18 protein-coding genes are annotated in these 21,275 nt (G+C 51.0%); 8 read left to right on the top strand and 10 right to left on the bottom strand.

The window, feature by feature from the left end; translation table 11 throughout:
* Nucleotides 1-2: 2 nt before the first annotated feature.
* Both hslR and yrfG read right to left on the bottom strand, forming a co-directional pair.
* Nucleotides 3-401 carry a ribosome-associated heat shock protein Hsp15 gene (gene hslR, locus F5I99_RS00930; protein WP_151053240.1) on the bottom strand — a complete coding sequence of 133 codons (399 nt, stop codon included), beginning with the start codon at nt 399-401 and terminating at the stop codon, nt 3-5.
* Nucleotides 398-1,054 carry a GMP/IMP nucleotidase gene (yrfG, locus tag F5I99_RS00925; RefSeq protein WP_151058859.1) on the bottom strand — a complete coding sequence of 219 codons (657 nt, stop codon included), beginning with the start codon at nt 1,052-1,054 and terminating at the stop codon, nt 398-400. Before yrfG ends, hslR begins: the two co-directional genes overlap by 4 nt.
* A 94-nt stretch (nt 1,055-1,148) precedes the next feature.
* On the opposite strand from yrfG, the gene cysQ reads away from it, so the two are divergent.
* From cysQ to trmB, 3 genes are all read left to right on the top strand, one after another.
* Nucleotides 1,149-1,964, top strand: coding sequence for a 3'(2'),5'-bisphosphate nucleotidase CysQ (gene cysQ, locus F5I99_RS00920; protein ID WP_151053239.1), 816 nt, complete (start codon nt 1,149-1,151; stop codon nt 1,962-1,964).
* 225 nt (nt 1,965-2,189) lie between these two features.
* A complete protein-coding gene (locus F5I99_RS00915) occupies nt 2,190-2,774 on the top strand; it encodes a superoxide dismutase (protein ID WP_151053238.1) in 585 nt (194 codons plus the stop codon).
* Between the two features lie 50 nt (nt 2,775-2,824).
* A complete protein-coding gene (gene trmB, locus F5I99_RS00910; protein WP_225307496.1) occupies nt 2,825-3,481 on the top strand; it encodes a tRNA (guanine(46)-N(7))-methyltransferase TrmB in 657 nt (218 codons plus the stop codon).
* Here trmB and F5I99_RS00905 read toward each other — a convergent pair.
* Together F5I99_RS00905 and F5I99_RS00900 are read right to left on the bottom strand one after the other, a co-directional pair.
* Complete coding sequence (locus F5I99_RS00905; RefSeq protein ID WP_151053237.1) at nt 3,468-3,986, bottom strand: DUF1311 domain-containing protein; 519 nt, start codon at nt 3,984-3,986, stop codon at nt 3,468-3,470. The genes trmB and F5I99_RS00905 overlap by 14 nt on opposite strands.
* Before the next feature lie 25 nt (nt 3,987-4,011).
* Nucleotides 4,012-4,626 (bottom strand): arylesterase, encoded by a 615-nt coding sequence (locus F5I99_RS00900; protein ID WP_151053236.1) that lies wholly within the window; start codon nt 4,624-4,626, stop codon nt 4,012-4,014.
* Here F5I99_RS00900 and F5I99_RS00895 point away from each other — a divergent pair.
* Both F5I99_RS00895 and F5I99_RS00890 read left to right on the top strand, forming a co-directional pair.
* Nucleotides 4,625-5,320: an ABC transporter ATP-binding protein gene (locus F5I99_RS00895; protein WP_151053235.1), complete on the top strand. Its 696-nt coding sequence runs from the start codon at nt 4,625-4,627 to the stop codon at nt 5,318-5,320. The two genes, F5I99_RS00900 and F5I99_RS00895, sit on opposite strands and share 2 nt — an antisense overlap.
* On the top strand, nt 5,317-7,785 hold the full coding sequence (locus F5I99_RS00890; protein ID WP_151053234.1) for an ABC transporter permease: 2,469 nt from the start codon (nt 5,317-5,319) through the stop codon (nt 7,783-7,785). Before F5I99_RS00895 ends, F5I99_RS00890 begins: the two co-directional genes overlap by 4 nt.
* A gap of 27 nt (nt 7,786-7,812) precedes the next feature.
* Here F5I99_RS00890 and rpiA read toward each other — a convergent pair whose 3' ends face one another.
* A complete protein-coding gene (gene rpiA, locus F5I99_RS00885; protein WP_151053233.1) occupies nt 7,813-8,487 on the bottom strand; it encodes a ribose-5-phosphate isomerase RpiA in 675 nt (224 codons plus the stop codon).
* Nucleotides 8,488-8,624: 137 nt separating this feature from the next.
* On the opposite strand from rpiA, the gene ilvA reads away from it, so the two are divergent.
* Complete coding sequence (gene ilvA, locus F5I99_RS00880; protein ID WP_151053232.1) at nt 8,625-10,142, top strand: threonine ammonia-lyase, biosynthetic; 1,518 nt, start codon at nt 8,625-8,627, stop codon at nt 10,140-10,142.
* 109 nt (nt 10,143-10,251) lie between these two features.
* On the opposite strand, the gene F5I99_RS00875 is transcribed toward ilvA, so the two are convergent.
* The 3 genes from F5I99_RS00875 to F5I99_RS00865 all read right to left on the bottom strand — a co-directional run bounded on the left by F5I99_RS00875 (nt 10,252) and on the right by F5I99_RS00865 (nt 14,058).
* On the bottom strand, nt 10,252-12,414 hold the full coding sequence (locus tag F5I99_RS00875) for a TRAP transporter permease (protein WP_151053231.1): 2,163 nt from the start codon (nt 12,412-12,414) through the stop codon (nt 10,252-10,254).
* A gap of 82 nt (nt 12,415-12,496) precedes the next feature.
* The gene (locus F5I99_RS00870) at nt 12,497-13,483 is read right to left on the bottom strand and encodes a TAXI family TRAP transporter solute-binding subunit (RefSeq protein ID WP_151053230.1); all 987 of its coding nucleotides are present in this window, start codon (nt 13,481-13,483) and stop codon (nt 12,497-12,499) included.
* A 122-nt stretch (nt 13,484-13,605) separates the two neighbouring features.
* Nucleotides 13,606-14,058: a universal stress protein gene (locus F5I99_RS00865; RefSeq protein ID WP_151053229.1), complete on the bottom strand. Its 453-nt coding sequence runs from the start codon at nt 14,056-14,058 to the stop codon at nt 13,606-13,608.
* Nucleotides 14,059-14,426: 368 nt separating this feature from the next.
* Between F5I99_RS00865 and F5I99_RS00860 the strand changes: the two genes are divergently transcribed.
* Nucleotides 14,427-16,022: a methyl-accepting chemotaxis protein gene (locus F5I99_RS00860; protein WP_191905911.1), complete on the top strand. Its 1,596-nt coding sequence runs from the start codon at nt 14,427-14,429 to the stop codon at nt 16,020-16,022.
* Between the two features lie 48 nt (nt 16,023-16,070).
* On the opposite strand, the gene F5I99_RS00855 is transcribed toward F5I99_RS00860, so the two are convergent.
* Both F5I99_RS00855 and F5I99_RS00850 read right to left on the bottom strand, forming a co-directional pair.
* Nucleotides 16,071-17,438 carry a sigma-54-dependent transcriptional regulator gene (locus F5I99_RS00855; protein ID WP_151053228.1) on the bottom strand — a complete coding sequence of 456 codons (1,368 nt, stop codon included), beginning with the start codon at nt 17,436-17,438 and terminating at the stop codon, nt 16,071-16,073.
* Between the two features lie 12 nt (nt 17,439-17,450).
* Nucleotides 17,451-19,724, bottom strand: a complete 2,274-nt coding sequence (locus tag F5I99_RS00850; protein ID WP_151053227.1) for an ATP-binding protein — start codon at nt 19,722-19,724, stop codon at nt 17,451-17,453.
* 105 nt (nt 19,725-19,829) lie between these two features.
* Here F5I99_RS00850 and pyk point away from each other — a divergent pair, with 105 nt between their 5' ends.
* A complete protein-coding gene (gene pyk / locus F5I99_RS00845) occupies nt 19,830-21,266 on the top strand; it encodes a pyruvate kinase (RefSeq protein ID WP_151053226.1) in 1,437 nt (478 codons plus the stop codon).
* Nucleotides 21,267-21,275: the final 9 nt, after the last annotated feature.

The following is a 21,275-nucleotide window of genomic DNA, read 5'->3' as shown; positions in this document are numbered from 1 at the left end:
AGCTAATCCCAACTGCCTTTAACGCGTAGCAATTCACGCCGACTACGTTTATCGGGGCGTTGATCCGGGGCGCTGCCTAACATTTTGCGTTGAGCGGCATGCGCCTCACGCTGCGCCACACTTTGCTCGGTTTCACGGTAAAGCGCCTGCGCTTCAGTCGCACCCCGGCGCTGATCCGATAATGCCAGCACGGCGACGGTCTTCACTTCATTGCCTTGGCGCAGGGTGATTTCTGCCCCCACTTCCACCATTTTACTGCTCTTGGCACGGGTACCATCATACTGCACCTTGCCACCATCAATCATCTGCTTGGCCAGCGCCCGGGTTTTGTAAAAACGCGCGGCCCATAACCATTTATCCAGGCGCACCTTGTGATCGGCATGATAATAATGCTGGGTCATTTGTCTGGCATAACCTCGGTGAAGTGGTCGATAAAGGGAAACTCGGTAATAGTGCGAGGCTCAGACTGACTGTCTGGCTGCACGATGGACAGCAGATAACGAATGCCATAGGTCTGCGCTGAACGTAACACAGCCAGACTATCGTCAATCAACAGGGTTCGCTCAGGGTCAAAGGGCTCTACTTGCTGTAACTGCTGCCAGAAAGCCTGCACCTCTTTAGGGTAACGAAAGTCATGCGAGCTGACGACATTATCAACCAGTGCATCGATAGCAGTTTTTTCAATCTTTAAGGATAAACTGCCGCGATGGGCATTAGTTACTATTACTGTACGAATACCGGCATAGCGCACTGCCAGCAAGAAATCTTCAACATGAGGCCTGAAACTGATACGCTCAGCTATCTCACGCTTCAGATCGGCTATGGGTATTCCCAGTTGCTCAGTCCAGTAGTCCAGGCAATACCAGTTCAGCGTCCCCTGCTCTTTGCCAATTCGTTCATGCAGCCAGACTCGTGCCTCTCCTGGTTCAAGCTGATGCACTTCAGCATAGCGAAGAGGCAAAAACTCCAACCAAAAATAACTATCAAAGTGTAGATCCAGCAGCGTGCCATCCATATCCAGCAGCAAGGTATCGATTTTTTTCCAGTCCAGCATCATCCCGCCTGTTTCTCTTTTATACTGACTAGAGTATGAACGCTTGCCCAACGCTTTTAAAGTCTATGACCAACGCATTACTCATGGGAGCAGCATGTACCGCAACCTCTTACCGACTCTAAAACAGTTAGCCTGCGATGCTGGCGATGTCATTATGCACATTTACCAGGATCCAACCCACTGGAACACGCAACAGAAAAGTAATAACACACCGGTGACAGCCGCCGATCTGGCCGCACACAAGCTACTGGTAGAAGGCTTGCAACAGCTCACTCCCGACATACCGATACTCAGTGAAGAAGCTGAAATTCCTGACTGGCAGCAGCGGCAGCACTGGCCTCGCTATTGGCTACTCGACCCACTCGATGGCACCCGGGAGTTTTTGCATCGCAACGGTGAATTTACCGTCAACATCGCTCTTATAGAAGCTGGCCAGACGCAACTTGGCATAGTTTATGCTCCCGACAGTGAAACACTCTACTGGGGCAGCCCGGCAATCGGGGCATGGAAAAGTCAGCGCTTAGAAGCTGGCACCGCGATTCATACGCGCTCAGTTGAAGGCACTCTGACATTATTAACCAGTCGTCGCCACAGCCAGCATGAATCGGAGGCCATTGGCCAGCTTTTACCAGCCGACGCCAGCAACATAACGACTCAATGTCTGGGCAGCTCACTCAAATTGTGTCGCATTGCCGAAGGGCAAGCCGATCTGTATTTACGCTTATCACCTACCAGCGAATGGGATACAGCCGCAGGCCAGGCCATTCTAGAAGCGGCGGGTGGTGAACTGCTGCAGCTGCCTGAGCTCAACACGTTGTCATACAACAGCAAAGCTTCATTAGAGAATCCCGGCTTCATTGCCAGCGGTCAAAAGCGACTTGACTGGCGACCACTCCTCCTGTCGGACTGACAGGAGGAGTGGCAACCCTTGATTTTTACAGACTCACCCCAAGATAAACTAATGAAGATGGGCGATTGAAGACCTATTCTATTTATGTGGCTCAACTCTTTTGCTATTTTTCGCCAACAAAAAAACACACTTTTTGTATCATGATAGATACATATAACGGTGCTATGATTAAGCAACATTAAGCCACATTGATTTAAACCTGTCAGATAATAAGGGACATATACTATGAGCTTCGAACTACCAGCACTACCCTATGCCAAAGATGCACTGGAACCCCATATCTCTGCCGAAACCCTGGAATACCATCACGGTAAGCACCATAACACCTATGTGGTCAAACTGAATGGACTGGTTCCCGGAACAGAATTTGAAGGCAAATCACTGGAAGAAGTGATCAAAGCCGCACCCGCCGGACCTGTTTTCAACAACGCCGCTCAGGTTTGGAACCACACTTTCTACTGGAACTGCTTGTCCCCCAATGGCGGCGGCGCACCTACTGGTGCTTTAGCAGATGCCATCAATACCAAGTGGGGTTCTTTCGAGAAGTTCCAGGAAGAGTTCAATGACCGCGCAGTGAACAACTTCGGTTCCAGTTGGACCTGGCTGGTCAAAAATGCTGACGGCTCACTGGAAATTGTCAACACCAGCAATGCCGGCACACCTATGACCAATGGTCAGACAGCCGTACTGACAGTCGATCTGTGGGAACACGCCTACTACATCGATTACCGCAACCTGCGTCCTGACTACCTGAAAGGTTTCTGGGCTCTGGTTAACTGGGATTTTGCCAACCAGAATTTTGCTGCATAATCACCACAGACGTTAAACTGAAGACCGCGCCCAGCGCGGTCTTATTGTATATGATGACAGGCAATTCCAGACAAGTTACCTCAGAGCAGCAAGGCTGCCACCCTGATCTGATAGATCGGGTTGCGCGCCATCGCAAGCATGAGTTTCAAAAGCCGATAGCCGACTTTAATCTGCACGCCTTTCAGCAGGCAGAAGCCCAACTGACGGCGCATGGTGGACCCTTAATACTGGATTCAGGCTGCGGTGTCGGTGACTCAACCCGCCATCTAGCTGAACACTATCCGGATCATCTGGTACTGGGCCTGGATCGATCCGGACATCGCTTACAACGTCAGCGCCCGGACTTACCCGATAACGCGCTACTGATACGAACTGACCTGGTGGATTTCTGGCGTCTCGCTGCGGCAGCAAACTGGCAGCCAGCACGCCACTGCCTGTTCTACCCCAACCCCTATCCGAAGCCTTCTCAGTTAAGCCGGCGCTTTCATGCCCACCCAGTATTTCCAGCCATGGTTACCCTGAGCAGGCAATTTGAAGCACGTAGCAACTGGAAAATTTATCTACAGGAGCTTCAGCTAAGTCTAGCAGTCTATGGTATCCACAGCCTGATTGAGGCCATTGACTCCGACAGCCCGGTGGTATCCGCATTTGAACGCAAATACCGAGCCAGCCAACAGCCCCTATGGAAGCTGATCACTCAATCTTAACACCCGCCAAACGCTGCTCAATCAGACTCATCCGCTGACGCGTCTGGGCAATAAACATATCGGCAGCATGATAGGAGCCAACTTCACCACCGCCATTACGATTGAAGGCCTCACTGACGGCCTCCTGACGCGTATCCAGCCACCTGTTCTGCTCATCGATTTCCTTTATCCTGGCCGCGTCCGGCAAGTAATCCAGAAACTCATCGAACAGCACATAGAGCTGTGCATCATACAGATAAGCAATATTGGTGATAGTTTGCCCCATAGCCCGATCATCTGTCTGCTCACGCAACTGCGCTTCCAGATAACGAATAGGTTGGGAGTAATTAGGTGCCCAGTCCAGTGAGGTAATTAACGGTGGTTCAGTTACCTGCGCGGTTTCTGCCGGGGCAGGTTCCGGCTCGCGGCTGCCAAAGCCAGGAATTTGCACATTGCTGCAGGCTGAAACCAGCAACATGACAGTCAGCAGACTGCCTGTCCGAATAAATGAAGCCGGTGTTTTCATGCTAAAAATCCATAGTACTGTGAGATTAAGTGCCATCCGCTGCGGTTGTCAGCATCACATCCAGATAGGGCCAAACATTATCCAGAATGAGTGGCTGTGCCCTCGCATTGGGATGAAGCCCGTCAGACTGCATCAGATTCCAATCCAGTGCAACATTTTCAAGCAAAAAGGGAACTCTGGACACCCCATACAGGTCTGCTACTTCAGCATAGAGAGCAAAGAAAGCGTCGGTATACTGAGGTCCATAATTGGCAGGTATACGTATACCAATCAATAACACCTGGCTGCCAGCATCGACACTTTGCTCTACCAGTGATTTAAGGTTTTTACGGATAACTGCGACTGGCAGTCCTCGCAAGGCATCATTGGCACCCAGTTCAATCAGCACAATATCCGGCTGATGCTGAGACAACAACGCAGGCAAGCGCGTCAGGCCACCACTGGTTGTTTCACCACTGACACTGGCGTTGATTACCTGATAATCTGTATCAGTTGCCTGCAAGCGCTCATCCAGCAATGCCACCCAGCCTTGCTCAGGTGAAATACCGTATGCGGCTGACAAACTGTCACCAACGACTAGCAGGGTATTGGCACTAAGCGAAGCTGACATAAATAAAGCCAAGGAAATGAGATAACGCATGACGCTCCTGAACTCTGATGAAATTATTCTTGAGGCCCAGAATGTCGCAAAATGGTTCCCGGCACAAGCACAACGCCTAAACCTGTTCAGCGATTTGAACCTTACTATTCACGCAGGCCAGACGCTCGCCATTGTCGGCCGTTCAGGGGCGGGAAAATCCACCCTGTTGAGCCTGCTTGCCGGACTTGATCAGCCCAGCGAAGGCCAGATTAAACTGGTCGGACGCTCTCTCAGCGACATGGATGACAAAACCCGCGCTGACCAACGCGCCCGCTATATTAGTTTTATTTTCCAATCGTTTCATTTGCTTCCAGAACTGACAGCCTTAGATAATGTACGTCTGGCACTGGAAATACGATCAGACAAGGATGCTGACCAACAAGCCCGCCATTGGCTAACCGAAGTCGGCCTGGCTGATCGCATGCAACACTACCCGGCGCAACTCTCCGGTGGCGAACAACAACGTGTCGCGATTGCACGCGCCTTTGCCACCCGACCGGCCTTGTTGTTTGCCGATGAACCCACTGGCAACCTCGATGAAGAAACCGGTCATCAGATTATTGAGCAGCTTTTCGACCTGAACGCCAAGGAAAACACCACATTGATCCTGATCACCCACGACCAGGAACTAGCCGCTCGCTGCCAACGCTGCGTTACGCTGCATGCCGGACAATTGCACGAGACAGCCACATGAAAGGGTTCCGACTGCTGTTATTGCGTCAGATAGGCAGCCAACTTCGTACCACTGAGTGGCGTGCGCTGCTGTTCGCCACCTGGATAGCCATTGCGCTAGCTACACTACTGGCATTGCTGGGAGACCGCCTCGAACGCGGTCTGTTACGCGAAAGTGCTGCGATGCTCGGCGCTGACCTGGTACTCAGCAGTCAACGTCCAATCAATCCCGAACGCATTGAGCTGGCCCGCGATGCAGGCCTGAAAACCTCTGAAGTTGCCCAGTTTCCCAGCATGATCCATGTGGGTGAACAGATGATGCTGGTCTCGGTACGCGCGGCAACGCCCCCCTACCCCTTGCGGGGCCAGATACGCACACAGCCAGAACAGCCCACGCCGATGCCGCCACCGGGCGAGGTCTGGGTAGAAGCGCGGATTCTATCCCAGCTTGGGCTGGCACAAGGTGACAGCATCACACTAGGTTACAGTGAACTGCGCATAGGCGCAGAAATGCTCAGCTCACCCGACCGTGGCACAGGCTTTCGCAGTTTCAGCCCACAACTGGTCATGCACAGTGATGATCTTGAAGCAACGCGCATTCTCGCACCGGGCAGTCGCGCCCAGTTTCGCTTACTCATGGCAGGGCCTGGGGAGATACTTGAACAATTTGAAACCCAGTTGCAGAGTGATTTGTCATCCGATGAGCGGCTTTTCAGTCTCCGATCAGATCAGCCAATGACGGGTGCCGCGCTGGGTGGCGCGTTAAGCTATCTCAAACTTACCGCACTGATTGCACTGCTGCTCGCCGCACTGACTATATTCCTCAGTCTGCGCCGCTTTAGCATCGGACAACACAAACGCTGCGCCTTACTCCTCAGCCTGGGTATGCGAGCCAACGACCTGATCAGGCTATACCTCTGTCAGTTACTGATTGCCTGGTTCATATTGTCGTTGCTGGGTACGTTAACCGGCGTACTGCTTGAACAACTGATTCTAAGCTGGCTGAATGAACTGCTCCCCCAGCAGCTTCCACAGCCAACCGCCTGGCGTTATCTCAGCGGCAGTGCCATGGGCTTCGCGTTACTAATTCTGCTGGGCTTGCCGCCTGTGCTGCAACTGTCACGGGTGGCGGTGTCGTCATTGTTTCGGGATGAAGTCAGCGGTTCAGACAAACGCGCCGTGTCTATCCAACTGGTCTGTTTCACACTGTTAGCCGCCGCCCTGCTCACTTTTCTGGAAGCCCCGCTGGCCGCCTCAACCCTGTTGCTGCTAATTTTAATCGGTGGAGCCGTGTTCGGCTGGATAGCGCAGCGTTGTCTGCGTCTGCTAGCCCGCCCCCTGGCGCACAAGTTACTACTAGGGCGCTTGTTGCTGATGCGACTGGAACAGCAGAAGCGCTGGCATCGACTACAGGCCGGCGTTGTCATCCTGCTGATGACCCTGCTGAGCCTGGTGTGGATCAGCCGGACCGACCTGCTGGCAGACTGGCAGGCACAGATTCCGGACAATACCCCCAACTATTTCGTAGTGAATATTCAACCCTGGCAAACCGAGCCCTTAGAAACCTTCCTGCAACAGGAGGGCATCAACAGTGAACTCTACCCAATGGTCAGAGGACGCATCTCAACACTCAACGGCGAGCCGATACGTGCACACATGAGTCCTGAACAGCTGGAGCACAACACCCTCAATCGTGAGCTCAACCTCAGTTGGAACAATCAGCCGCCAGCTCATAACCGCCTGGTAGCGGGTAACTGGTGGACAACAGATACGTCGGAGGCTGAGATTTCAGTTGAGAGTGAAATGGCTGAAGACCTGGGACTCATTCCGGGGGATCGTTTGGGATTTGATCTTGGGGGCTTAACCGTCGAAGCACGCATCACCAGCTTACGTGAAGTGGAATGGGCCTCTTTCAAACCAAATTTTTACGTTATTTTTAACCAGGCAGCCCTGCAGGATATGCCAGCCACCTTTATTACCAGCTTCAGGCTCACCCCAGAGCAGGATGCGCTGGCAACACAACTGGTTCGTGAGTTCCCATCGTTGACATTGATCGATATTGGACAGCTACTGCAGCAGATTGCAACCTGGATGCAACGCCTCGGTGACAGCTCCGCCCTGATTCTGTCACTGACGCTGTTTTGTGGCGCCTTGTTGATGCTGTTGACACTGCGTCAGGCACTGGATCAGCGTCGCTATGAAAGTGCGTTACTGCAGACACTGGGTGCCAGTGCACGCCAGACACAGCAACTCGACCTGCTGGAATTAATGCTATTGGGACTGGTGTGTGGCGTACTTGCTGTATGGACCGCTGAAGGCACACTGGCATTACTGTATTTATATCTGCTGCACCTGGAGCCGGGACTGCATCCATTCATGTGGATGCTACTACCCGCCGCATCAACACTCTTTTTCACTTTGAGTGGCGCACTGATGCGACGCCAGTTAACACTACCCCAATGTTACCGACTGCTACGCACCGGCTAAGCCCAGAGTGGATTGATACCTGACCTATCAGTCCTGCTGCAGGGTAACTACGCCCTGCGGCGTACCCATGAGAATGACATCCGCACTACGGTTAGCAAACAAACCATTGGTCACTACACCAACAATATTGTTCAGGTGGCGTTCAAAGGTCTTTGGATCAAGAATATCAACAGAATGCAGATCCAAAATAATATTACCATTGTCCGTCACAAAACCCTGACGATAGACCGGTTGTCCGTCCAGTCCGGCAAGTTGCCTGCCGACATAAGAGCGCGCCATAGGAATCACTTCCACTGGCAAGGGAAAGTTGCCAAGCACATCCACTTGCTTGCTTTCATCGACAATACAGATAAAAGTTTTTGCCACCGCCGCAACAATTTTTTCACGTGTCAGTGCACCACCACCGCCTTTAATCAGGTTGAAGTGCGGATCAAATTCATCAGCACCGTCGATATAAAACTCCAGCTCTGAGACACTATTCAGATCAAACACTTCAATATTATGGCGGCGTAAACGCTCTGCCGTGGCTTCCGAACTGGCCACAGCACCGGCAAAGTCATTGCGACAAGCGGCCAGCGCGTCAATAAAACAGTTGGCCGTGGAGCCAGTTCCGACACCAATCACTGAGTTTTTTTCCAACTTAGGCCGGATCATATCAACAGCAGCCATCGCCACGGCACGCTTCATTTCGTCCTGGTTCATTATTTACACCTACATTCACTTGGATAGATTGTGGCAATTATACGCCTGACAGCTTTTAGCTTATAGACGTTAGCACACATAGCCGATACCATCAGTATCCATAAATTATTCAGACTATCTTGGCTTACTCTCCCGCTATGGCACACAGGTATATCAAAAAAATTCTTGAAGCGCGCGTTTACGATGTTGCCATCGAAACCCCGCTGGATGAAGCACCCTCACTTTCGGCTCGCCTCGACAATCGCGTTCTACTTAAACGCGAAGACCTGCAGCCGGTATTTTCATTCAAACTCAGAGGTGCCTACAACCGTATGGCACAACTCAGTGAAGCCGAAAAAGCGGCGGGCGTAATTACCGCCTCAGCAGGCAATCATGCTCAGGGCCTGGCCATGTCAGCCAAGGCGATGGGGGTTAAAGCCGTTATTGTGATGCCAAAAACTACCCCTGACATTAAGGTCAGCAGCGTTAAAGCCCGTGGCGGCCAGGTAGTCCTGCATGGTGATACCTTTGATGAAGCGCAGGCACATGCACGCAAGTTAATGGCAGAAAAAGGGATGACTTACATCCCCCCGTTTGATGATCCAGATATCATTGCCGGGCAAGGCACCATTGCCATGGAAATATTACGGCAACACAGCGCTCCGATTGACGCTATTTTTGTGCCTGTGGGTGGCGGCGGTCTGATTGCCGGCATTTCAGTCTATGCAAAATATCTGCGTCCGGAAACCCGCATCATTGGCGTTGAACCTGAAGATGCCGCCTGCCTGAAAGCGGCTCTGGATGCTGGCGAGCGCGTTACCTTATCCCAGGTAGGTTTATTTGCTGACGGTGTGGCCGTGGCGCGTATCGGCGAACACACCTTTGAACTGGCCAAGCAGTTCGTCGATGACGTAATTACCGTTACAACCGATGAAATCTGTGCCGCGGTAAAGGATATTTTTGATGATACCCGCTCCGTCTGTGAACCAGCAGGCGCTCTCGGAGTCGCGGGCCTGAAAAAGTATGTAGAGCAGACCAACGCCAAGAAGCAGACCCTGGTCGCCATAGATTCTGGTGCCAATGTTAACTTCGATCGCTTGCGTCATATCGCCGAACGTTCTGAGCTGGGTGAAAAGCGTGAAGCGATCATTGCCGCACGGATCCCCGAACACCCAGGCAGCTTCAAAAAGTTCTGCACCGCACTGGGTAAGCGCAATATCACCGAATTTAACTACCGTTATGGTGATGACAAAGAAGCGATCGTGTTTGCTGGCATTCAAATCAAGCCTGGCAACGATGGCCGCAAAGATCTGCTGGAAACACTGAACAAACACGAAGTGGACGTGGTCGACCTTACCGATAATGAAATGGCCAAAATCCATATTCGCTACATGGTCGGCGGCCATGCCCCCGCTAACGTGAATAATGAAGTGATTTACCGCTTTGAATTTCCAGAACGCCCCGGTGCGCTAATGCTGTTCCTAAGCAAACTAGGCGGTCGCTGGAACATCTCCATGTTCCACTACCGCAACCATGGCGCCGCCTACGGTCGTGTTCTTTTAGGCATGCAGGTACCAGAAAACGAACGCGATCAGGTGCCTGTTTTCCTAGATGATATTGGCTACAGCTATTGGGAAGAAACTGACAACGAGGCTTATCGGTTGTTTTTGGGTTAGTTCGCGCGACATAAGCAACAGTTCTCTGCCCCCACATCCGAAAAAATGGCGCTTCAAAGAAGCGCCATTTTAATGTGTAGACCGATACAAGCCGGCCGACCAGAATCGATCAAGCAGTTGCCTTGTTACGAACAGCTAACTGCCACGCCAGCACCAGCGCACTCAGAACCAGACCGACTACATCGGTCAGCAAACCACCAGCAATCATGGCCAAAGCAGCAACCAGTAGCAGACCGCGCTGTATCAGATTAACGCGATTGCTCACAAACCAACCCTGAATCGATGCGGCCAACAGGTAAATACCACCACTTGCAGTGACAAACACCCTAAGTATTTCACCCCAGGTTCCGTCCATTAACAGCGCGGGGCTGTAGAAGAACATGAATGGCACGATAAAGGCTGCCAGACCAAACTTGAAGGATGTCATCGCTGTTTTCAGCGGATCAGTGCCGGCAATGGCTGCCGCAGCATAACCTGCCAGCGCCACCGGCGGTGTAATTGCTGAAAGCACCGCGTAGTAGAACACGAAGAAATGCGCTACCAATGGCGGAATACCGATCTGCTGCAGACCCGGTGCCACTACAGAAGCGGCTACGGCGTAAGCTGCCGTTGTTGGCATACCCATACCCAGCAGAATACTGATACACATGGCAAAGAACAGCGCTAGCAAATGACTGGCATCAGCAATATTCAGCAGCATGGAAGCGAATCGTGCACCCACGCCGGTTAGACTGATTACACCCACGATAATACCAGCGCAGGCACACACCGCAATTAACGGCACCGCCATTCTAGCACCCAATGACAGGGCTTCCAGCAAGGCTTTAGGTCCCATGCGATAGGGTGTAAACCAGGACACCACCGCCGCACTCGCCATTGCCAAGGTACCGGCACGGATTACTGAGTAGCCCATAAACAGGGTAGATACCAGAATAATAATCGGCAGAAACAGGTAGACCTGTTTGATCATTTCCTTGAATACCGGCAACTGATCCTTAGTCAGCCCGGACATACCGTCACGACGCGCCTCCAGATCAACCATGAAATAGATTGACAGGAAGTAGAGCGCAGCTGGAATCAGGGCAGCGATGGCGATTTCGGTATAGGGAATACCGGTCACCTCGGCCATGATAAACGCACCGGCACCCATGATCGGCGGTACGATCTGTCCACCGGTAGAGGCAGCCGCCTCGATACCTGCGGCACTACGCGGGTGGTAACCCACTTTTTTCATCAGCGGGATAGTCAAACTACCTGTAGCAACTACGTTACCCGCTGATGTGCCGTTGATCATCCCCATCAAACCGGATGCAAACACCGCCACTTTGGCAGGACCACCACGGGCACGACCGGCTGCCGCGAAAGCAAAGTTAACGAAATAGTCACCTACACGCGAGGCCTGCAGGAAAGCGGCAAAGGTGATAAACAGTATAATATAAGTGGAGGAAACGGCCGTTGTCGGCCCCAGAATACCGTTATCAGTGTAAATATAGGTAAAGAAACGCTGTGCTGAATAGCCGCGATGCTCCAGGATGCCTGGCAGAAAAGGCCCGGCAAAGGCATAAGCCAGGAATACACCGGTAATAATAATGAGTGCCAGACCCGCCACACGACGTGTCAGCTCCATAATCAGCGCAACGCCTGCCAGCGCCACCAGAAACTCGGTTTGCCCCACCATTGGCGTACCTGCCGCCATGCGCCAACGATTCAGCACAAACAGCAGATAGGCGGCAACAACAATAGCGGCAAGCATCAATGCCCAATCGGCCCAGTTAATGCGTTCATTATCCGCAGACTTCCACACCCAACTGGAAACAATCGCTGCCAAGGTTCCAATAGCCAGTAGCCAGGCAATCTGGGGTAATAACCAGTTTGGCGGCATCTGCCCGGTAAACTCACGGCTCAGCCACGCATACGTTATTCCTGCGGCAGACAGCAACACAGCCAAGGATACCGGTACCATAACAGCTCGCTGCAGCAGCGATAGAGGCACAGGTTTTTTGTGTCGATCAAGCGTGTAGGCTGCAATCAGTGCAAATCCCACCACCAGGCCACCCGCTACGTGAATAATACGGAATGCCCAGGTCTCGATCGGAGAAATATTGAGTGCATAAAGGTGCAGCAGCGTATAGAAGACACAGGTAAAAAAGATTACCTTAGCCACGACACCACTTAAATCCCGCTCATTATGACCCAGAGGGGCATCGGCTACGCCTTCAGCGCCGATTTTTTCAGCTGCAGCATCTGCAGATGCCGAAGTTCTATCTGTCATGTTATGAAGACCTACATTAAGGCATAGAAAACAGGGCCAGGCTGACAACCGGCCCTGCACAAGCAATTCCGTCGATAGACGATTAGTCTTTCATATCGGCCGGAATATCATAGCCATTTTCTTCAAACCAACGAACCGCACCGGCATGCCATGGCACGATGGTGTTGTACTTGTAGTTTTCAGGAATTGTCTCTTTCGCAGCACCGTGAATCTGTAGCATCCGCTCGTTATTTTCCATCACGGTCTTGGTGACACCATAAACCAGAGACTCAGGCATATCTTTGTGAGTGATGGCAAAGTTCCACAGTGACAAGGCTGATTTATCTTCATCCATTGACGAATACACTGACGCCGGAATAACACCTGCACTGAGTTCAGGATAATCGGCCGCAATGAGTTCGATGTTTTCTGGAGAATAAGAGAAGATGTTTACATCAACCTGAGCTTCCAACTGGTTGAATGCCGAGATAGGCATACCGGCCGCAAACGCAAAGGCATCGATAAGACCGTCCTGCAACTGACCTGCCTGATCAGACGCACCGCCATTACGGGTTGTGACGTTCAGACCCAGTCGTTCAAACAGCTGCGGATGATACATATCAGCCGTACCGCCAGCAGGGCCTACACCTACGGTTTTACCATCCAGATCAGCAACTGACTCGATACCGGAACTCTTCAGTGAAATGATCTGCAAGGTTGTCTGATACATTGGGAACACGGCACGTACGTCCTCATGCGACATACCCGGCGCCAATGTACTGTTACCAGCAAGCGCTTCAACCAGCGGACCGGTGGTGACCATACCAAAGGCATGCTCGCCCATCTGAACCAGCGTGGCGTTCTGAACCGGACCACCGGTAACTTCTGCGCCCGCAGAAATACCCAGCGCTTCACCTACCATATTGGCCCAGCCAGAACCATAAATGTAGTAAGTGCCGCCCTGGCTGGCAGTGCCGACAGTGATACTGTTCGGCCAGTCACTGCGATCTTCTTCTGCAAAAGCCACACCTGTCGCCATAACAGCGCCAAGGCAACCGGCAATGAGGGATTTTTTGGATAAAATAGTCATTATTGTATTTCTCCTGATTGTATTGCTTGTTGTCGTTTTAGTTTGCACTTACTCAAGTAACCCTGTCAGTTACTCATATCTCTGCTTAGCCTGATGTACTAGCCCTTTTTCAGCACTGTGAATCAGGTTCTGACGGTTAATACCGGAATGGTGGAATTACGCACGACCCGCTCTGCTGTAGAACCTACTAGTACCTTCTCTATGCCGGTTCGGCCATGGGTGCCCATAATGATGAGGTCAGCCTGAATACGGCTTGCTTCATCAATGATGTCTTCATAGCCGGTGCCGACAATCACATTATGGCTTAACTCAAAACCCTGAGCCTGAGCATCAGCAAAGTGCCGATCACAGAAAGATTGCATATCCTCATGGGCGTGCTTGGTAACCTCCCGGATAAAGGTATCAATCACATCCGCCGGGACACGCTTACGTCGTTTGTCTGAGAGCTCAGTAATGATATGCAGCAGATGCAACCTGGCACCTGTGAGCAGGGCAAGCGTACGTGCATGATCCACAGCCCTTTCTGCACCTTCAGAAAAATCTGTCGCAAACAGAAGCGTTTTATAATTCGCCATTCATTCCACCTGTTCCATTTCAATTAAACCCATGACACTGACCTTCAAACCTTAACTCTAGTCATATTTACGCCAGTTGCCAGTCGGCTTGCTGTAAAACTAACAAGCGGAATTCATGCCAAGTATAATAACAAGCTGAAATACAACAATATTTTATAAGTAGCAGATGGAGATGCTGAATGTTTGTGTGGAAAATCGCCCATAACAAATCAGCAAGGGGTGAAAATCCGCCACTTTCTGATTAAAACACTAAGCCTCTGTTTAACTTATGCAAGGTTACAGGCGTATTACTTTAGGGTATTCTTAGTAGACTTAAGGAAAATACGCTAAAATTACAAAGACAAACGTTTAATACGGGCCGCATTTACATGTCAATCAAAACCAAAGTTAACGTCTCACTATTGATTGTCTTCGTGGTGGTACTCTTCAGTTCCCTGACGGTCATTTACCGCAGCGAGTCATCGCTGGTAGCCGATGTTGCCAGAACTACGACCCTTGATACGGCTGATTCTTATTTCGATAGCATCAACATTTTGATGCTGAGTGGATCCATGGGGATTCGCAAAGAGCTGCAACAGCGTGTTCTGAGCAATGAATCCATCACTGAAGCCCGTATTGTACGCAGCCAACAATTAAACTCAGTCTATGGCCCTGGCTCTGAAGATTCAGTGATCATGGATGATCTGGACAGACGTGCTTTGGATGGTGAGCGCGTTATGGAAGAGGTTCGTGATAGTAACGGTCATCGCCTTACCGTTATCGTGCCGATGAAAGCTGTTCCCGATTACAAAGGAACTAACTGCATGCTGTGTCACCAGCATCCGGAAGGATCTGTGATCGGTGCGGTTCGGGTAACCTACTCATTGGATAAGATGAATCAAACCATTCGCACCAACATGATTAAAGTGGCCCTGGTGGAACTGGCGCTATTCGTCATTGGCATACTGGTGATCGGCTATATACTGAACCGTATTGTAATCCGTCCAATCAACCGGTTTGCAAATACGCTTCATGAGATCGAACAAGAGCATAATTTCAATCTTCGGGTCAGCGTCAACTCCGCTGATGAAATAGGTACCATGTCTGCTGCGATGAATTCATTGCTAGATAATATGCACAAAAGCTTGAAACAAGTTAGTAGCACTGTACTGAAATTGTCCGGCTCAAGCGGGCGTATCAATGATATTGCCAACCTGACCACCCAGGCTGTTTTACATCAACAGGATCAGACCCGCTCCGTTGCATCAGCGATTGAGCAGATGGAAGCCTCTACACGCAGTGTTTCCAGCAGCTCTACCCAAACTGTAGAAGCCTCGGATCTGGCACTACGTGAAAGTGATGAAGGCACTCGTGTCACAGCCCAGGCGATTCATGCTATTGAAACATTGCGACACAATATTGATGAAGCAACGATTGTTATTCAAAAACTTGATGACCAGGCTCAAAATGTCGGCACGGTACTGGAAGTTATCAAAAATATTGCGGAACAAACCAACCTTTTGGCGCTCAACGCAGCTATAGAAGCGGCTCGTGCTGGTGAGCAAGGACGCGGATTTGCAGTGGTTGCCGATGAAGTCAGGACACTGGCCAGCCGTACTCAAGCCTCAACCGAAGAGATTAATAAAATCATTGATGGCCTGCAACTGGATGCTAAAAATGCTGTGCAGGTGATGCAGACATCGCTCAGCAGTGCTGGACAGGGTGTTGAACAGGTGCAGAACACCTCTAACGCGCTCAACACCATTGCTGCAGAAATCCGCCGCATCAACGACATGAACCACGAAGTCGCTGGAGCTGTGCGCGAGCAGAGCGATATGGCCAGCAGCATTGAACGAAATATTCTGGCTATTAATGACAGCTCAGAAGACAGTTCAGAACATGCTCGCCATCTGACCCAGGTCTCAACGGAACTGACCAGCCTGGCACAAGAACTGGAGACTATGCTCTCTCGCTTTAAACTCTAAGCATCCCTGAGATTGAGGTACGCAGCAGGCCGGTTTCACCGGCCTGTTTTATTTATAGTGGCTTTTATCCAAACCATATTTACGCATTTTGTCGTACAGGGTTTTGCGCGGTAGCCCAAGAGATTCCAACGTATCCTTGATAGATCCGCCATGTCGGCCTAACTCAGTATGGATCAACATTTTTTCAAATCGCTCCACCTGTTCAGGCAACGTCATCCCTAGCCCCGGCAAATCTACAGTGATTGGCCGGTTATCAAAATCAAAGGTGCAACTCTCCCCCAGAAGAATGTAGCGCTCAGCCAGATTACGCAGCTCGCGAACATTTCCTGGCCAGTCGTGCAACATCAGGCTATGCATACGCTCAGCCGGCAGAGGCATGACTTCACGTCCGTACTGATTAGACGCTACCAGGGCAAAATGCTGGAACAGCAACGGAATGTCTTCACGTCGTTCGCGCAATGGGGGGATATCCACACGCAATACATTCAGACGGTAATACAGATCTTCACGAAAGCCACCGCGTTCACACAAATCCAGCAGGTCCACCTTAGTGGCAGCGATTACACGGAGATTCAAATCGATGGTCTGATTAGAGCCCAGGCGTTCAATACTGCGCTCTTCCAACACCCGCAACAACCGAATCTGCAGTGCCACAGGCATACTTTCGATTTCGTCCAGAAACAAGGTACCACCGTTAGCGTATTCAAACTTGCCGATACGCTTACTTCTGGCATCGGTAAAGGCACCCGCCTCATGTCCGAACAGCTCACTTTCAATCAGCGCTTCCGGCACCGCACCACAGTTAATAGCAACAAAGTTTTTATCCCGGCGTTGACTGTGTTCATGAATAAACCGCGCCAACAAGTCCTTACCACAGCCGGTTTCAGCCATCACCAGAATATCGGCTGCAGTATCAGCAATGGCAGCCAATAAGCGCCGCAACTGCTGGATCTGCTGTGACTTACCAATAATTTTGGGTCCGGGTGCGCTTTGTGCTTCAAGCTCAATACGCAGTTGCCTGTTTTCCAACGTCAAACGGCGTTTATCCAGGGCGCGCCGGACTACATCCAGAAGGAACTCCGATGCAAAAGGCTTTTCAATAAAATCATAAGCTCCCTGGCGTATAGCATTAACAGCCATAGAAATATCGCCATGGCCGGTAATCAATATAACAGGCAGATCCGGGTCCTTGGCATGAATACTTTGCATCAGCTCCAGGCCATCCATACCGGGCATATTAATATCGGTAATCACTACGCCGGGCCAGTTCTCATCCATTGCCGGGATCACACCCTCGGCATTTTCCATCAATGTCACGGCATACCCTGCCAGCTCCAGTGTTTGACCAGCGGCCAGACGAATATGCTTTTCGTCATCTATCAACAATACCGGGCTAGCGCCTTGATCTTCGGTCATAGACTGTCTCAATTAAATGTTATCCAGGGTCAGGCCCTCAACAGAGGCTTGCTTAACCGCCGTCGGTAAGCGAATCAGAAATTCCGCTCCGGCAGTTTGATGGTTACGAACACGCAACTCACCGTAAAACGATTCAATGATACGCTGCGAAATAGGCAAGCCCAGCCCGATGCCCTGTCCCGAGCTTTTGGTGGTATAAAAGGGCTCGAATACGCGTTCAGGATCTCGTACACCAGGCCCGTTATCCAACACCCGAATTTCAGTCCGCTCCTTCACCTTATCAACACTAATCCGGATTTCTTTAACTGATTGCCCGGAAATGGCCTGGAGCGCATTGGTCAACAGGTTAACGAATACCTGCTCCAAACGTAAACGGTCAGCCATGACCCAGACTTCATCGGCAGCATCTGGCCATACAACGGTCACATCTTCCTTGTCGAAACGACCATACATAACCGACATCACACCATCACGTATCTGCTGCAGTGAAACCGCTTCGATACAGTTAGTACTCTTGCGGGAAAACTCTTTGAGCGGATGAATAATCTTTGCCATGCGCTCAGTCAACCCACCGATTTCCTGAAGATTGTTGGCAACAGGCTCCAGGCGGCCAGCTTTCAGAAACGCCTTGGCATTGTCGGCATAGTTACGAATCGCAGTGAGCGGCTGATTCAGCTCATGATTAATACCCGCCGATAACTGACCTAGCACTGCCAACTTGGCTGTCTGTATCAACTCATTCTGGGTATTACGATGCAGGGTCATCTCCTCGACCAGGCGCGCATTGGTCTGCACCAGATCTTTGGTGCGCTCCTCAACTCTATACTCCAGCGCTTCAGTCGCATCCCTGAGTTTCTGCTCATAAAGCTTACGCTCGGTAATGTCGTGAATTGTTAACATAAACAGTTTTTCACCGGCCACCGACATGCGCCCGATGGTTAACTCAACCGGAAATACCTGCTGATTCTGTCCTAACGCCCCGACCTCTGTAGTTAACTCCGCCGTATCCGTAGTTTCATCCATGATGTAGCGCCAGCAAATAATCCGGGCGGTGTCAGAAAACAGTGGATTCAGGTACTGACCTCGTATTTCATCGGCAGACCAGCCAAACAGCTTTTCTGCCGTAGGGTTCATATAGCGGACAGCCCCAGCTTCATCCAGGGTAATCAGACCGGCATGAGTGTGATCAATAATAGCGCGTATTCTCGCCTCACTCTCTTCGAGAGCCGTATGTTCGCGCTGCCGAAACTCCTGTTGCTGTGATTTTAGACGATAGCGAACTCTCAGCACCAGAAACAGCAATATCAGTGCGATATAGACAAAAGCCACCTGCACCATGGCAGTGATCACTTTCTGGTCAACCACTTTCATACTCGCCAGCATGGATACATTTAATCCGGCATCAGCCAGAGACTGAGTCAGTAGAAGGTAATCCTGCTCCTGGCGGGACTCATTGCTGGCAGAGATCTCTGATTGCCGGGTTTGTAGAGTGATCACTTCAGCATTATCATTTAAAGGCTGCCGACTACTTATATCTAGCGGAATCAGAGAGTTATCACCATAGCGCAAACTCTCTTTTAATCTACGCTGATCATGCGGAGCCAGGGGTGTCAGGGTACGGAACTTCCATTCAGGGCGTGTTGAGATAAACACCACATCATCACTGTCGGTAACCAGAATATCCTGTAACGGATCACTCCATTGATCTTCAACGTCATTCAAGTCGATCTTAACAACAATGACGCCTGCAACTTCGTCGCCCTGGTACACGGGGTAACTGAAAAAGTAGCCACGTTGGTGCGAGGTTGTACCCAATGCAAAATAACTGCCAGGGCCACCAGCAATGGCTTGACTGAAATAGGGCCTGAAGCTGAAATTCCCGCCAATAAAGGAGCGATCAAGGCTCCAGTTACTGGCGGCAACTGTCAGACCACGTCGGTTCATCAAATACGTGTCTGATGCACCGATAATGTCATTGACCTCCTCCAAGAAGCGGTTGAGACGCTGGCTAGCCACCTCACTATCTGCCTGAGGCAATACACTCAACAGATCCGGATTAGTGGACAGTAGCTTGGGAAGATCTTTAAAGCGGTCCAGCTTTTGCTGCACAGTGATGATATAGCGATTAAGGTCAGCCTCAGTCTTATGCTGCAACTCGTTTACTGCCTGATTACGGCTGATATCGGCTGTTTGCAGCATAAGCACCACAAACAATGCCAATACACTCAGTATAATAAGCAGACGCGCGGCCTTGCCATTTTTTGCAGGTTGTGACGATGAATTCATGAATCTTCCAGATTTACTACGCTCGCGGCATAGGTTCAACTGCGCGCAGACGATATACTATAAGCATAAAGTATACTAGAAAACCTGAACCGCACCGGAGTGAACATGTTGAAACGCACAAAAATTGTCGCAACACTCGGCCCGTCTACAGACGCCGATGGCCTGCCAGAGCTACTCCTCAAAGCGGGCGTCAACATGTTCAGACTGAATTTTTCCCATGGTACCACAGCTGATCACCGACAGCGCGTGGAGCAGGTGCGGGAAGCGTCTCGTAAAACCGGCATTCCGGTTGCCCTTCTCGGTGACCTTCAAGGGCCAAAAATCCGTATTGCGCGCTTTGAAAACAAACAAGTAACACTGACACAGGGTGATGCTTTCATACTCGATGCGGCGATGGATCCTTCGTCTGGCAATCAGCAAGCGGTTGGCATCGATTACAAAGCCCTTCCAGATGACTGTCGTGAGGGTGATATTCTGCTGCTCGACGATGGTCGGCTGCAACTGCGCGTACTACGCATTGATGCCAGCCGCATTCATACCGAAGTAACCATCGGCGGCATACTTTCAAACAACAAGGGTATCAACCGATTGGGTGGCGGGCTCTCTGCCGCCGCGCTGACAGACAAGGATCGCTTTGATATTCGTGTTGCTGCTGAACTGGACTTTGATTATGTTGCCGTGTCCTTTCCGCGTAATGCCAACGATCTGCATGAAGCGCGCCGCCTACTGGATGCCAGTGGCAGCAGTGCCGAAATTATTGCCAAGGTTGAACGCGCCGAGGCCGTTGCCACCCCAGAGGTACTGGATGAGATTATTCTGGCATCAGATGGTGTGATGGTGGCTCGTGGCGATCTGGGGGTAGAGATAGGTGATGCTGAACTGATTGGTGTACAAAAACACTTGATCCGTCGGGCTCGCGAGCTGAACCGTGTGGTCATTACCGCCACACAAATGATGGAAACCATGATTTCCAGCCCTATGCCGACGCGGGCTGAAGTGTTTGATGTAGCCAATGCCATACTCGATGGTACTGATGCGGTAATGCTCTCTGCAGAAACCGCAGCAGGACAATATCCAGTTGAAGTCGTTGAAGCCATGACGCGTATTTGTCAAGGTGCCGAAAAACATCTGTTATCCGCGCCGACTCCAACTGCGTCAAGTGCCCCATGTGACCGTATCGATCAGGCCATTGCACGTTCAGCCATGAACACAGCTAACGGCCTCAGTGGCGTGGCTGCAATTATCTGCCTGACAGAGTCAGGCTCGACACCCCTGTGGATGTCGCGTATCCGCTCCGGCCTCCCCATCTATGCGCTAACCCGCAACAGTCGCACGCTAAGACGTATGGCTTTGTATCGTGGCGTGATGCCGATTTTCTTCGATGTCACCGCTATTAATGAAAGCCGTATTAATGAAGCTATTATGGCAGGCCTACTGTCCGATGGTCGCATTCGTAGCGGTGATCTTGTACTGCTGACTCGCGGTAGTGAAATCGGAGCCCATGGACAGACCAATCAAATGCAGATTCTACAAGTACAGTAACCAAAGCAG

The organism is Nitrincola iocasae (assembly GCF_008727795.1).
GTDB classification, from domain to species: domain Bacteria; phylum Pseudomonadota; class Gammaproteobacteria; order Pseudomonadales; family Balneatricaceae; genus Nitrincola; species Nitrincola iocasae.
Note: the sequence above shows the minus strand (reverse complement) of the source record. Positions and strands in the feature narration are given on the sequence as shown.